Source organism: Chitinimonas naiadis (assembly GCF_054780835.1).
In genome coordinates, this window is sequence record NZ_BAAGVO010000004.1 from 265191 (window position 1) to 278859 (window position 13669).

Below are 13669 nucleotides of genomic sequence, written 5' to 3' on the forward strand. Positions count from 1 at the left end.
ACGTTGCTGCGTGCCCACGTTGCTACCAGACAGCCAGACCTTAGCTGGCGACGGCGCGTCCCACAGGGATTTCCCGGGATTTTACCGGATTCGGGCCAGATAAGCATCCAGCGCGCGGCGATTGAGATGGTAGAAGCAGATGATCTCATCGCCATCCCCCGCCAGCACTGGCACCATTTCATTGTATTTGCGCTCGATGACGTCATCATCGTCGATATCGAGCCAGATCACGTCAAGGTTGAGGTCCGGCGCCAGCAGACGCAACTCCTCCCGCATCTGCTGGCAAAGGCTGCAATACTCTCGACCATAGAGCGTCAGCAGTACCCGTTCACTCATCCGACTTGTCGCCCTTTTCCGGCAGCTTCAAGCTGATGAACAAGGATGCCTCGCCACGACGGATACGCAAGGGCACCGACGTACCTGGCTTGGCCTTGACCAGAGCCTCATCCAGCTGGGCAAAGGACTTGATGTCCTCACCGCCAATGCCGACGATAACATCGCCCTGCTGGATACCTGCACCGGCGGCCGCGCCTTGTGCTCGGGCAACCTGCAGACCAAACTTGATACCCAGTTGCTTGAGTGCTCGCGCATCCAGCTCGCGAACCGTCAGACCTGACTTGTTGACGCCGGTCTCGATCTTCTGGTCACGTTTGAGCTCACGCTGGGCTGAGCGACCATCGGCAGCCTGATCGAGTTCGGCCACGGTGATATTCAAGGTCTTCACTGCCTTGTCGCGCCAGATTTCCACCGGAACACTGCTGCCGGGCTTGGTGCCGCCGACAATGCGCGGCAGATCGGAAGACTCACCCACCTCGGTGCCGTTGAATTTCAGGATCACATCGCCCGCACGCAGGCCCGCCTTGGCCGCTGGCGCATCGGCTTCCACGTTGCTCACCAGCGCACCCTTCTTGGATTTCAGGCCGAAGTCACGGGTGAGGTCATCGTTCAACCCCTGGATGCCGACGCCAATGCGACCACGCACCACCTTGCCCTTGCTCTTGAGCTGTTCCGATATCTGGATCGCGGTGTCGATCGGGATCGCAAAAGACAGGCCCATATAGCCACCAGAGCGACTAAATATCTGCGAATTGATGCCGACCACCTCGCCACGGACATTAAACAGCGGGCCGCCGGAGTTGCCAGGGTTCACCGCTGCGTCCGTCTGGATGAACGGCACGAAGTTTTCATCCGGCAGGTTGCGCCCCTTGGCGCTGACGATGCCGGCAGTAACGCTGTTATCGAGGCCAAACGGCGAGCCGATCGCGACGACCCATTCGCCGACCTTCAGTTTCTCGCTGGAACCCAGGTCTACCGTAGGCAAACCCTTTGCTTCGATCTTCAACAACGCCACATCGGTACGGGCATCCGCGCCGATAATCTTGGCCTTGAACTCACGCTTGTCGATCAACTTGACCGTGATTTCATCCGCATCGGCAACGACGTGGGCATTGGTCAGGACATAGCCATCGGCATCAATGATGAATCCGGAACCCAGCGACTGGGCTTTTTCTTCCCGTGGCTGACTAGGCTGCTGGCCACGCGGTACAGGCAGACCGAAACGACGGAAGAATTCGAATGGATCGTCTTCGCCAAAATCCGGAGCTTGATTGCGATTGGCCTTGATGGTCTGCGTGGTGCTGATATTCACCACCGCACGCCCTTCGCGCTCAACCAGTGCGCTGAAATCCGGCAAGCCGGCCACCAGTGGAGCGGCCGTAGCAGCAACAGCGGGAACGACGGCCACCGGCTTGGCGGAGGCCTCGGCATTGGCGGCTTCGGTGCAGGCGGTCAAGCCGCCGGCAAACAACAAAGCGGTCAACAGGCTATGTTTCATACGAGCTATCCTTTTTGTCGTTGACAGTCTGGAACGGGATTTGATTCGAAGATAAGGCCTGACCGGCCATTTTCAAACAACAGGGACTTCGATGGCGCAGCCGGAGCCGAGTTCCATCGCGTTTATTTCCATTTGTTTCAGCCGATACATGACCGCGGAAATGAATATTCAGCGCGGAGAGAACGATTGGGTGAACAATTGAACGGTACGCAGGGGTACCTCGCCCAAGGCGGTAATCCGCCACCCATCAGCTTGCCGTGAGAAGAAACTGATGTTCGATGAGCCTTGCGCCAAAGGCAGAGTAACCGGTCCATTGCCGGCGGGTTCAATAAAGATCGAGACCGTGACCATGCCATCACTGTAGAGATAGTGCAGCACCGGCAAGCGCTTGCCCGGCAACTGGCTGCGGGTTTCCTTGACCAGCCTGAAACCGTTGGGCAGGTTGCTGGTATCAAACTGGGCGAGATCGCTGCTCGCCGATGGTGAAGGCGGCGTACTGCGGGCAGGCGTATCAGCCGGCAGTGCCTTGCTGGCCAATACGGACTTCAATGCCCGCTTGTCGATCTGTCCACCTATCTCCAGCTGGGTAAAGGAGAACTGCTCCAACTGCCCGCCCCCATCAGGGCTATACATGGTGCTCTTGAGCATCAGGCCGGAGTTGGGCTCTACACAAAGCTTATGCGGGTTACGCAGCTTGTCCTTGGGCTCCAGCAATACCGACTGACAATCATAGCCGGCCACACGCTCGGTGCTGAGGCGTTTGAAGCTGTAATTGCCCAGCACATCAACGATCTGGTCGGGAATCACGCCGGGGAAGAACTTGTTGGCTGCCCGCCGGTCGAGCGCCATGGGCTTGACGCTGGGCATGTAGCCAATGATCTGATCATTGTTGCGAACGAATTCGCGCGGCACGCCATCGAGTGACTCGCGGCGCTCCTGCTCTCCAGCAGCATCAAAAACGTGCACCAGCCGGAAGGTCTCCATCAAGTCAGTGTGCTGATAGAGATAGACGCCGCTGTAGTTGAGGACCCGGGCCGCCGCCCCCATTTTCTTGAGCAGATTGGCGGATTCGGTGGTCGTAAGCAACTCTGCTGCTTGCGCAGAAACAGCAAGCAGCAGGCCGCACAGACCAAAGCGCAGTGTCATGACAGGCTTCGAATATTGCAAAATGGTCGCTGCGATTCGGATGGGTTAACGGCGAACAACGGCACGCTCTGCCTCTGCACCAGTCAGTATGACAGCCCGATGGTTAAAGCCGGGGTTGCCCAACATGGTCTGGTGCGCCACCAGATACGGATTGAGATCATCCGCAACCGGTTGAGCGGCCTGATTTGCCGCTACAGGCAGACTGCTGGCAGTCGCCAGCTGGGACGGCGTCACGACGCTGGAGCCCGGCATACTGCCGGCAACATACCACGCGGTGGCGCTGACCAGGACGACTGATGCCGCCATGGACATGGCAACCCAACGCTTACCCGGCACAAAGCCACGTCGTCGCAAGGCATTGGGCGCCAGGATGGCGGGCTCGGCATCAAGACGTGCCGAAAAATTGGCCATGAAGTCATCGGACAGGACTGCCCGCTGATTCATGGCATCACCGATCAGATGATAGTCACGCCAAGAGGAGGATGCTTCATCCTGATCCATCGCTGCGATCAGTTTTTCCAGCTCGTGGTCATCCCACTCGCCATCCATCAAGGCTGAGAGTTTTTCCTGCATTTTCTGCACCTGTCTACCCTGGAGGTTTATTACCAACGCCGGTCTTTGCCAGCTGACTCGATCATCGGACGGAGCCGCGTGGCAATCGCCTCGCGTGCGCGGAATATCCGCGACCGTACCGTACCTATCGGGCAATTCATTACTGCTGCAATATCTTCATACGACAGCCCTTCCATTTCACGCAAGGTAATTGCTGTACGCAATTCCTCCGGCAGGGCTTCCACCGCCTGATTCACCGTTGTCACGATCTGACGGTTCATCAATTCGGTCTCCGGCGTATTCATGTCCGGCAACTGGGAGGCGGTGTCCAGCGTATCGCCATCTTCGTCTTCGTATTCCGTCGACAGCACCGGTCGACGGCCTAGCGAAGCCAGGTAGTTCTTGGCCGTATTGATCGCAATGCGATACAGCCAGGTATAAAAAGCGCTTTCGCCGCGGAAAGCAGGCAGCGCACGGTAAGCCTTGATAAAGGCCTCCTGCGTCACGTCCTCGATTTCGGCCTGATCGCGAATCATCCGGCTGAGCAAACGGCCGATCTTGCGATGGTACTTGGTAACAAGCAGCTCGAAAGCTTTCTTGTCACCGCGCTGTACGCGCAGTACCAATTCCTGGTCGATATCCCGCTCACTCGACATAGTTGCTGTTTTCCCCTCGCTGACGGTCGCGGCCTGCGGCTTTGCCGTCTCTACCGGGGAAACATGCGAGCTAGTCTCGTCATTTTCAAGCTTACGCGCAGATTTACGCGTCGTCTTGGGCTCGATCCCCCAGGCATCAAGCAGGTTTGCGGGCTGAAGTGTAATGGTTTCCATCTTGAATGGGGCCTTTCCGCTATCCCTCCCTTGCGGGCACACAGCAGAGACCTGTCCTGTTTGGAATAAGTTCCAACTATTTCACATCTGAATTTGCGTCGGGCGCTTTGGTATAGTGGCGGCACACGTAACAAGAGTAACCAGAATGCAACACTACGATGTATTGATCCTGGGCAGCGGCCTTGCCGGCATGACGCTGGCACTGCAACTGGCCGACCAGCGCCGTGTGGCACTGGTCACCAAACGCCAGCTTACCGATGGCGCCAGCCAGTGGGCCCAGGGCGGTATCGCCGCCGTACTGGATCAGACCGATAGCATCGCCGAGCATGTCGAAGATACGCAGATCGCAGGCGCGGGATTGTGTGACGAAACCGCGACGCGATTCATCCTTGATCATGCTCGCGAAGCCATCGAATGGCTGATCGAGATGGGCGTTCCCTTTACCCCGGATGCCGGCCACGAAACCGGCTTTCACCTTACCCGGGAAGGCGGGCATTCCCATCGGCGCATCATTCACGCCGCAGATGCCACCGGTGCCGCCGTGGTCGCCACGCTCGCCGCCAGGATCAAGACACACCCGAACATCACCATCCTGGAAGAGCACATCGGCCTAGACCTGATTGTGGGCAAGAAGCTTGGCCAGCCGGATGTAGGCTGCCTGGGGGCCTATGTGTTGAACAAGGCCACCGATCATGTCCAGACCCTGCTGGCAGACCACACTGTGCTGGCCACCGGCGGCGCAGGCAAGGTCTACCTGTACACGACCAATCCCGACACCGCGACCGGCGATGGTATCGCCATGGGCTGGCGTGCGGGTTGCCGGGTGGAGAACATGGAGTTCATCCAGTTCCATCCAACCTGCCTCTATCACCCCCATGCGATGAGCTTCCTGATTTCGGAGGCGGTGCGCGGTGAAGGGGGATTGCTCAAGCTGCCTGATGGCACCCGCTTCATGCCGGAGCATGATGAACGCGCAGAGCTTGCGCCACGGGACATTACGGCCCGCGCTATTGACTTCGAGATGAAGAAATACGGCCTCGATTGCGTCTACCTTGATATCAGCCACCAGCCTGCAGCGTTCATCCGGGAGCACTTTCCGACAATCCACCAGCGCTGCCTTGAGCTTGGCATCGATATCACCCGCCAACCGATCCCCGTAGTCCCGGCTGCGCACTACACCTGTGGCGGTCTGGTCACCGACCTGGCAGGCAGAACTGATGTTGCCAACCTCTTTGCGATCGGTGAAACCGCCTGCACCGGCCTGCACGGCGCCAATCGTCTGGCTAGCAACTCACTGCTGGAGGCGCTGGTACTGGGCAGGACTGCGGCGGAAGCCATTATTGCGGCGCCACCCGCAAAGCGTCTTGACGTGCCGGTCTGGGATGAAAGCCGCGTGGTCGATGCCGATGAGGAAGTCGTGATCGCGCACAACTGGGACGAGCTGCGGCGCTTCATGTGGGACTATGTGGGCATCGTACGTACCGATAAGCGCCTGGAACGAGCGGCCAACCGCATCGCCCTGCTCAAACGGGAAATTGACGAGTTTTACCGCAACTTCAAGGTCAGCAATGACTTGATAGAACTACGTAATCTGGTGGATACCGCAGCGTTGATCGTACGCTCGGCCCAGCAGCGCAAGGAGAGCCGCGGTTTGCACTTCAGTCGAGACTATCCGGACACGCTGCCGCAAGCCCTGCCCACGACACTACCCGCGCGTAGCGACAATTAAGGCGGCTCAGGGCGCGGCCAGTGGCCCGCCCTGCTCTTCGCTGCCTGTCCCCCAGCGTAGCCATACACGCAAGCGACGCAGATCGTCGCGGCTGGCGCTGTCGGGCCAGAGCCGCAAACGCACAAACTGGGCGTCCTCGCTCCGCAGTGGAAGTACCGTTAGCCAGGGCGTGCAATAGATACCCGACTCCTGCGCATACTCCCTGCCCGTCTCTCCTTCACTCAGCCACCAGCGGCCGTCGGGCAGCAGCCTGAGCTGGCGAATTTCCGCACGCTCAGCATGACGCAGATAGTGCCCCAGCAAGCCACACAAGGCCAGGCTGAGGCCTACCTTGCTCCACAGCGGCAGATTGGCCAGCCATGGCATAGGTAGCGCCATCAGGTAGAGCACAACTACGCCGGCACGCTCCCATCGGGAGGCACGTAGCTGCAGCTGTAACGGTGGTGGGGTTTTCATTGGCAATGGATAAAAAACAGAGGCGATCTGGATCGCCCCTGCCCGTTCGTCCCGAAAGGGCTATTCGACCTGAATGCTACCGGCCACCCCAACCACGACCTGGCTATCGCCACCTTCCATCGGCGGTGCTGCGACTTCTGCCGACATCATGGCCTTGGCCGCGTACATGCGGGGACGGGCCATGGGCTGCGGATAACTGCCGCTGGTATTCACGCTGATGTTGACCAGCTTGTAGCCTTTACCGCCCACGCTTTTCTTGACCACATCGGCCCGACCGCGGAAGGCCTTGACGGCTTCATCGATCAGTTCCGTCTCTACCTTTTCCCGGGTGGCCGGTGCAACGCCAAAACTCATGCCATCAAGCTGCATATTGTTTTGCAACTTGCCGATCAACTCGGCGACTGCCTTGAAGTCCGTTGATTCCAGGCGAATATCAGCCCGGCCGCGCCATCCATCCGCCTTGTTTTTGTTGTTGTACACCGGATAGACATTGTTGTTGCCGGAAGACGCCTTCACGCCTGGATAGGCTTTTGCAATCTTCAAGGCATCCGTAGCGGCGCGGTTCAACTTGTCGGATAGCGTTGCCGCACTGGCATCGCTGAACTCGACATACAAGGTGGCCTGCGCAAGATCATTCGGCACATCACGCCGGGCTTCTGCCTGCAGGCTGATCACGTTGTACTGTGGCGCCTCGGCGGCGAAAGCGCTGCCCGCAAGGATTGCGAGCAGGGAGAGACGGGTAAGCTTGTTCATGGGTTTCCTCTCTGGGTTGGAATGGCGCCAGTCTTACGGTGCTGGCCTGAACCCCAAGTGAATCATCAGCGCGATCAATGCAGGCCGTGATCCGTCGTCGGGCTGTTGTGAATATCCTGATCGACACTGTCCATCAATACGGTATGGATTTCGACCTCGAACCAGTCCCAAAAGGTTTTCAGATTACGGCTCTTGGGCCAGAGCTTGCTATCTTGCGCCCAGGACGCCAGTTCCATCTCGAACACCTTGTCGGCCATGTCGTCGATATAGGCGATGCCATCTTCCTGTTCGTTCACTTCCGGAATCATCAGCACGGTGCAGTCGCTGCGTATATCGTCCAGGCTCAGCGTGACCTCGTTGTCGGGGAGGCTATTGAGCCAATCCAGAAATGGCTTCTTGGGTTTGATCACGGCGATCGAACGATCAACAAAATACATAGTGCTCTCCATAATAACGGCCCGACGAGCATAGCATGGCTGCATCAGCCAGCTATGAAGCGCAGGCGCCATCGCATAGAATCAAAGTCATACTCATATGAAGACAGGGATTCCGCATGTTCGACCAACGTACCTCGGGCCGCCGGCTGGTTCGCTGGAAAGCTGCAGTCATCCCCCTCAATCAACCTGATCGCATCATTCAGAGCAGCGCGACGGAAGTGGCACAAAAGGGGATTTCACTGTTCTGCACCGAGCAGCTATTCCCCCATATCACCTATCGCATCATCCTGCAGATTCCGGATGCCATGCACATCAGCGTCTCCTACGTCGAGGTCGAAGGCAAACCGATCTATTCCTCGCTGGTAGGGTCGATGGGTGAGTTCCGTACCGGCATGAAGCTGACCAACGTCAGCAATGACTACCGTACCAAGATGGATGCCCTGTTACGCGGTATGGGCTAGGTCCGGCTGATTGCAGCCTGGCCCAGGTAGTCACCCACCCTTGCCACACAGGCTTCCAGCAATTGCATGAACGCTGTGTATTGCTGTGACTCAACCCGGCCGAGCCGGGCACTCGCCTCCACCTCCTGCGCAAGCTGTACGCCTTGAGAGGAGGCAATCGCACCCAGGCTCCCCTTGAGGGTATGCGCCCACTGGGCCAGCGTCGTCAGGTCCTGGCCTTGCCAAGCCGCTTGCAGGCCGGCGCGTCGATGCGGCCACTCTTCCATAAAGAGCGCCAGGATTTCCTGTAGCAAGCGCTCATTGCCGCCACAGACCTCCAAGGCAAGATCGGGGTCGAACAGCACGGCAGAGCCAGGCACACCCCGTGCATGCCCCAAAGCCGGCATGGCGGACGCTATCTGCTGCAAGCTGGTTCGCAGCTTGTCCAGCGCGATCGGCTTTCCCAGGAAATCATCCATCCCGGCAGCATGACATCGGGCCCTGTCCTCGGGCAGCACGTTGGCCGTCATGGCGACGATGGGGATACGCCGCCCCTCCTCCATGGCGCGTATGGCCTTAGTCGCGGCGAGGCCATCCATCTCCGGCATCTGCATATCCATCAGGATCACGTCGAAGCATTGCGCCCGTGCTTGCGTCACGGCCTCCAGTCCATTCCATGCCGGTACGACCTGATGGCCATCCTGCTCCAGCAAGGCCAGCGCCAGCGCCTGATTCATGGCGTTATCCTCCGCCAACAGTATACGGAGCGGTCTACCGGGGCCTACGACCGGTTGCGATGCCTGCTGGATCTCGGTAGCGGCACGCACAGGGATACGGAAACGAAACCGGCTGCCTATGCCGGGCGTACTCTGGACCAGTAGCTCCCCCTGCATGGCCTCGACCAGCCGCCTGGAGATGGTCAACCCCAGACCAGAGCCACCGTAGCGGCGACTGATACTGTCGTCGCCCTGGGCAAACGGGGCAAAGATGGATGACAACTGGTGCGGCTCGATACCAATGCCGGTATCGCTGACCAGGACATCCAGCAGCTTGCCGTCAGCCAGGCTGGCACTGATGGACACGGCACCATAACGCGTGAATTTGATCGCATTCCCGACCAGATTGAGCAGAACCTGACGCAAACGTCGCTCATCTGCCTCGATATGTCGCGGCAAGCCCGCTGCGAGTTCCAGAGACAAGGACAGGCCTTTTTCCTCGGCGCCGAAACGCAGCAATTCCACCGTGCGCGAGAGCAGAGCATGAAGATCAAATGGCGTGGACTCCAGCGCCAGCTTACCTGCCTCAATACGGGAAAAATCAAGAATGTCATCTACCAGCTGGACCATACCTTCCGAGGAAAAATGGACAATCTCCAGCTGCCGCCGCTGCGCGCCGGCCAGTGATTCCGCACCCAGCAGCAGGCCAGTCATGCCGACGATGGCATTGAGCGGGGTACGGATTTCGTGACTCATATTGGCCAGGAACTGGCTCTTGGCTTGATTGGCGGCCTCGGCTTCCTCTTTGGCCTCTCGCAACTGCCGTTCTATCAGACGACGAAACGACAGGTCATACCAGGCGACCAGCAATAGTTTCCGCTCACCGATGGTGACCGGTGAAACCGTGATCTCGACGAGCAATTCACTCTCGTCAGCGCGGAGAAAAAGCCATTCGAAACGATGCCAACCTCGCCGCATGGCCTGCTCGTAGAGCAAGGCTGCCTGCTGCCTGGATTCGCTACCGTCAGGTTGCCGGAGGGGATAGAAACGGGCCGGGTCCGTATCGATCAGTTGCTTGCGGCTAGGCAGTCGCAGGGCCTGTGCGACCGCCCGGTTGCAATCGACCACATGGCCCAGGGCCAGGTCGTAAAGCAGCAGCGGATTGGCAGCCTGCTCGAACAGGACGCGGAATTTCTGTTCGGACTGCACCCGCTCACTGATGTCCTGGGCGGTCAACAGCATGGCAATGCCGTCCGTTACCGGATCCAGGACCCGGTGCAAGCTATAGGCATACCAACGCGGCTTGGGCCGCATACCGAACTGGCGCTCACCCTGGTCGGCACCAAACTCAAGGGCAGCGCGCCATATCTGCTCCGCCTCCGCCTTGTTTTCCAGTAAATCGACAAAGCGTCCCGTGTCTATCTGCGCCAATTGCGGAAAGGCGCGCAACGCCGCGGGATTTTGCATCAAGACCCGGCCCTGCATGTCAAACATCACCACCGTCAACGAGAAGTGGAGTACCGCCTCCACCCCTCGCAAGGCAACCGGGTCGACTTTCGTCTCGATCCCTGGTTCAAGCTGGAGACATAGGCCCATCTCCCCTCCGGGCAGCGCCATGCCCACCACGCGCAATGCGGCCTCCTGATTGACCTCCCCCCGCCGTACCAAGCAGGAGCAAGCGACGGATCCCGATGCGATGACCTGTTGCACCATGGCCCGGTAGCCATTCTCGATCTCGATCAGGTCGGCTACATGCTGCGCAGCAACCCCAAACTCCCATAGCGCTTGCGCTGCGGCGTTGCTCCAGCGCAAGCGGCCGGTGTCTGCTTCACAGACCCATACCGGCACGGATAGCCAAGCATAGTGCTCACGATCAGCCCAGCTCAGGCTTTGCACAACTCGCCTCCTTATTCGCTCGCTTTCCTGGCGGGCTTGCGCTTGGGCGCTGCGGCCGTCTTATTGCCATCGCTGGTTTTGGTCTTCTTTTTGGGTTTGACCTCGGCCGCCTTGGCCGCGGGCTCTGCTGGCAAGGTGTCTACCCTTGCCTGCTCTGGCGACGCGGCTTTCTCAACCTTGGGCAGGAACAAGGCCGCGACCTGCGGTTTACGCTTGCCCGGTTTGCTAGCCGAGGCCTCAAGACTTTCGGCCAGGGCCGCTGCCGATGCGAGCTTGGACTCTGCGGCCTTGGCGATCGATTTCGCGACGCTACCACGCGCCTCAGGGGCGGCAGGCCCAGCTACCGGCTTCGCCGTTACAGGGTCATGTTTCTTGCGGCCTGCGGGTAGTGGCGTAGCTGCGGGCATCTCGACAGCAGGCTTGGCTTTCTGGCGGCCCGTCGGTGCCGCCGTTGCCGGCACGGCAGGCGCTACGGGTGCTGCCTCAACCTCGCCACGCTTGCGTTGCCGGGGCTTGGGGGCCGGTGCGACGACCTCCTTGGGCGAGGCGCTCCCTGCCGGCACCTGGCTGCGTGGGGCGCGCTGTACCGGCTTGGGCTTGTCCACCAGCGCAAAATCGATCTTGCTGGTCTCCAGATCCACGCGGCCGACCCGGATGGTGAGCTTGTCCGTCAGTCCATATACCTTGCCGGAGTGCTCACCGCGCAAGGTATGGCTCGACTCGTCATATTTGAAATAATCCGTACCCAGCTCGGAGATATGGACCAGACCTTCGACAAACAGCCCATCCAGCAGGACGAACAAGCCAAAGCTGGTGACCGCGGAGACGACGCCATCGAATACTTCACCTATCCGGTCGCGCATGAAGTAGCACTTCAACCAGTTCTGTACATCGCGGGTGGCTTCGTCGGCACGGCGCTCGGTCTGGGAGCAGTGGGCGCCGATCTCTTCCCATTTGCCGGGCTTGTACTGCTCCCCCTTGAGTACTGCCTTGATGGAACGATGAACCAGCAAATCCGGATAGCGACGGATAGGCGAGGTGAAATGGGTGTAGGCCTCATAAGCCAGGCCAAAGTGCCCTGCCCGTTCCGGACTGTAGACGGCCTGCTGCATGGAACGCAGCAGCATGGTCTGTAGCAGGCCGGCATCTGGTCGTGGCTTGATCTGTTCCATCAGCTTGGCGTAGTCCTTGGCATGCGGATCATCACCGCCCTCCAGGCTCAGGCCGCGCTCGTTGAGGAAGCGTCGCAGGTTTTCCAGCTTGCGTTCAGTCGGGCCCTCATGGATCCGGTACAAGGAGGTGTGCTTGTGCTCGCCCAGGTAGTCGGCGGCACAGACGTTGGCCGCCAGCATGCACTCTTCGATCAGACGGTGCGCATCGTTACGGGTCACCGGTTCAATGCGCTCGATCTTGCCGGCATCATTGAAGACCATCTGGGTCTCGGTCGTCTCGAAATCAATCGCCCCCCGTTCTCCGCGCGCCTTGAGCAGTACATGGAACAGGGTGTAGAGGTCTTCGAGGTGAGAAACCAGCCCTTTGCGTGCCTTGGCCGCCTTTCCCTTGGGCGCCTGCAGTATTTCCCATACCTCGGTATAGGTGAAGCGGGCCTTGGAGAGCATGACTGCCGGGTAGAACTGGTACTTCTTCACCGCCCCCTGTGCATCGATACGCATGTCGCAGACCATGCAACAACGCTCTACGTCGGGGTTCAGCGAACACACGCCATTGGACAGTTCTTCCGGCAGCATCGGGATGACGCGGCGCGGGAAATAGACCGAATTACCGCGCTCGTAGCCAGTCTTGTCGAGCGCATCGCCCGGCCTGACATAGTGGCTGACATCGGCAATGGCCACGACAAGCCGCCAGCCCTTGCCATCCTTCTCGGCGTATACGGCGTCATCGAAGTCGCGTGCGGTTTCACCATCGATGGTCACCAGCGGCATATCGCGCAGGTCAAGCCGATCGAGGCCTTCCGGGGTCTTCCAGTCTTTCTTCTGGACCTTTTGCGGCGTCTTGCGGGCCTGGCTTTCAGCCTCGGGCGAGAACACATGTGGCAGATCGTGCTTGCGCAATGCGATCTCGATCTCCATGCCGGGATCGGCATAGTTGCCCAGCACCTCGACGATACGACCTATCGGTTGGCTGTAGTTGCTGGGCTGGGTCACCAGCTCGACCGAGACCACCTGGCCCGGCTCGGCATCCAGACTCCCTTCAGGGCTGACCAGGATTTCCTGGGTAATTCGCTTTTCCTCTGCCCGGATAAAGCGCACGCCACGCTCGGCAAACAAGCGACCGACCAGGCGGGCGTTGACGTGCTCAAGCACCTCCACGATCTTGCCTTCGCGCCGGCCACGTCGATCAACACCGATCTCGCGCACCATGACCCGATCCCGATGCAGGACCTTGTGCATCTCACGCGGGCCAAGAAAGATGTCGGAAGTACCGTCATCCGGCACGACAAAGCCGAAGCCATCCGGATGCCCCTGCACTCGCCCCTTGATCAGGTCCAGCTTGTCGGGAATGCAGATGGCGCCCTTGCGGTTGATGACGACTTCGCCTTCTCGCGCCATGGCATTGAGGCGACGCGCGAAGAATTCGGCCTCACTGGGCTGGATCGCAAACAGGGCGACCAGTTCCTCCGGGAACATTGGCGCACCACGTTCCGTCAAAATTGTCAGCATGTAGCTGCGGCTCGGTAGCGGCAGCTCATACTTGGTAAGTTCTTGTTCGTAAAAAGGATCCGCCTGGCGCAGCTTCAGGGCAGCGCGAGGCAGCTTGGCGGTATTTTCGTTTTTTTTCGTTTTCATAATTGACACGGAGATTTGTCTCTCTAAAATGCGCATCTCTCTCGACGCAATGCAGCTGATGCAGCACTGCTCG

The 13669-nt window shown here is 59.3% G+C and carries 12 protein-coding genes; 2 read left to right on the top strand and 10 right to left on the bottom strand.

Going from position 1 to position 13669, the window contains the following annotated elements:
• Positions 1 to 81: 81 nt before the first annotated feature.
• From ACYVHK_RS07140 to rpoE, 5 genes are all read right to left on the bottom strand, one after another.
• Positions 82 to 336 (bottom strand): glutaredoxin family protein, encoded by a 255-nt coding sequence (locus tag ACYVHK_RS07140; protein ID WP_460529083.1) that lies wholly within the window; start codon positions 334 to 336, stop codon positions 82 to 84.
• On the bottom strand, positions 329 to 1834 hold the full coding sequence (locus tag ACYVHK_RS07145; protein WP_460529085.1) for a DegQ family serine endoprotease: 1506 nt from the start codon (positions 1832 to 1834) through the stop codon (positions 329 to 331). The genes ACYVHK_RS07140 and ACYVHK_RS07145 overlap by 8 nt, the downstream gene beginning before the upstream one ends.
• A gap of 168 nt (positions 1835 to 2002) precedes the next feature.
• Positions 2003 to 2980 carry a MucB/RseB C-terminal domain-containing protein gene (locus tag ACYVHK_RS07150; RefSeq protein WP_460529087.1) on the bottom strand — a complete coding sequence of 326 codons (978 nt, stop codon included), beginning with the start codon at positions 2978 to 2980 and terminating at the stop codon, positions 2003 to 2005.
• A gap of 45 nt (positions 2981 to 3025) precedes the next feature.
• Positions 3026 to 3553, bottom strand: a complete 528-nt coding sequence (locus ACYVHK_RS07155; RefSeq protein WP_460529089.1) for a sigma-E factor negative regulatory protein — start codon at positions 3551 to 3553, stop codon at positions 3026 to 3028.
• 29 nt (positions 3554 to 3582) lie between these two features.
• Complete coding sequence (rpoE, locus tag ACYVHK_RS07160) at positions 3583 to 4188, bottom strand: RNA polymerase sigma factor RpoE (protein WP_331986313.1); 606 nt, start codon at positions 4186 to 4188, stop codon at positions 3583 to 3585.
• A gap of 319 nt (positions 4189 to 4507) precedes the next feature.
• Here rpoE and nadB point away from each other — a divergent pair, with 319 nt between their 5' ends.
• The gene (gene nadB, locus ACYVHK_RS07165) at positions 4508 to 6091 is read left to right on the top strand and encodes an L-aspartate oxidase (RefSeq protein ID WP_460529092.1); all 1584 of its coding nucleotides are present in this window, start codon (positions 4508 to 4510) and stop codon (positions 6089 to 6091) included.
• A gap of 6 nt (positions 6092 to 6097) precedes the next feature.
• Here the strand turns inward: nadB and ACYVHK_RS07170 are convergent, their stop codons facing one another.
• The 3 genes from ACYVHK_RS07170 to ACYVHK_RS07180 form a co-directional block, all read right to left on the bottom strand.
• The gene (locus tag ACYVHK_RS07170; RefSeq protein WP_460529095.1) at positions 6098 to 6547 is read right to left on the bottom strand and encodes a protein YgfX; all 450 of its coding nucleotides are present in this window, start codon (positions 6545 to 6547) and stop codon (positions 6098 to 6100) included.
• Between the two features lie 60 nt (positions 6548 to 6607).
• Positions 6608 to 7300: an SIMPL domain-containing protein gene (locus ACYVHK_RS07175; protein WP_460529098.1), complete on the bottom strand. Its 693-nt coding sequence runs from the start codon at positions 7298 to 7300 to the stop codon at positions 6608 to 6610.
• 74 nt (positions 7301 to 7374) lie between these two features.
• The gene (locus ACYVHK_RS07180) at positions 7375 to 7737 is read right to left on the bottom strand and encodes a hypothetical protein (RefSeq protein WP_460529100.1); all 363 of its coding nucleotides are present in this window, start codon (positions 7735 to 7737) and stop codon (positions 7375 to 7377) included.
• Positions 7738 to 7853: 116 nt separating this feature from the next.
• Between ACYVHK_RS07180 and ACYVHK_RS07185 the strand changes: the two genes are divergently transcribed.
• On the top strand, positions 7854 to 8198 hold the full coding sequence (locus tag ACYVHK_RS07185; RefSeq protein ID WP_460529103.1) for a hypothetical protein: 345 nt from the start codon (positions 7854 to 7856) through the stop codon (positions 8196 to 8198).
• On the opposite strand, the gene ACYVHK_RS07190 is transcribed toward ACYVHK_RS07185, so the two are convergent.
• Entirely contained in the window at positions 8195 to 10789 is a 2595-nt protein-coding gene (locus ACYVHK_RS07190; RefSeq protein WP_460529106.1) for an ATP-binding protein, read from the bottom strand. The two genes, ACYVHK_RS07185 and ACYVHK_RS07190, sit on opposite strands and share 4 nt — an antisense overlap.
• 11 nt (positions 10790 to 10800) lie before the next feature.
• Positions 10801 to 13596, bottom strand: coding sequence for a ribonuclease R family protein (gene rnr / locus ACYVHK_RS07195; protein ID WP_460529109.1), 2796 nt, complete (start codon positions 13594 to 13596; stop codon positions 10801 to 10803).
• Positions 13597 to 13669: the final 73 nt, after the last annotated feature.

Coding starts and splice junctions, on each gene's coding strand:
- rpoE (WP_331986313.1), bottom strand. CDS start 4,188: ATGTCGAGTGAGCGGGATATCGACCAGGAATTGGTACTGCGCGTACAG.
- ACYVHK_RS07185 (WP_460529103.1), top strand. CDS start 7,854: ATGTTCGACCAACGTACCTCGGGCCGCCGGCTGGTTCGCTGGAAAGCT.
- ACYVHK_RS07170 (WP_460529095.1), bottom strand. CDS start 6,547: ATGAAAACCCCACCACCGTTACAGCTGCAGCTACGTGCCTCCCGATGG.
- ACYVHK_RS07150 (WP_460529087.1), bottom strand. CDS start 2,980: ATGACACTGCGCTTTGGTCTGTGCGGCCTGCTGCTTGCTGTTTCTGCG.
- ACYVHK_RS07175 (WP_460529098.1), bottom strand. CDS start 7,300: ATGAACAAGCTTACCCGTCTCTCCCTGCTCGCAATCCTTGCGGGCAGC.
- ACYVHK_RS07140 (WP_460529083.1), bottom strand. CDS start 336: ATGAGTGAACGGGTACTGCTGACGCTCTATGGTCGAGAGTATTGCAGC.
- rnr (WP_460529109.1), bottom strand. CDS start 13,596: ATGAAAACGAAAAAAAACGAAAATACCGCCAAGCTGCCTCGCGCTGCC.
- nadB (WP_460529092.1), top strand. CDS start 4,508: ATGCAACACTACGATGTATTGATCCTGGGCAGCGGCCTTGCCGGCATG.
- ACYVHK_RS07180 (WP_460529100.1), bottom strand. CDS start 7,737: ATGTATTTTGTTGATCGTTCGATCGCCGTGATCAAACCCAAGAAGCCA.
- ACYVHK_RS07155 (WP_460529089.1), bottom strand. CDS start 3,553: ATGCAGGAAAAACTCTCAGCCTTGATGGATGGCGAGTGGGATGACCAC.
- ACYVHK_RS07145 (WP_460529085.1), bottom strand. CDS start 1,834: ATGAAACATAGCCTGTTGACCGCTTTGTTGTTTGCCGGCGGCTTGACC.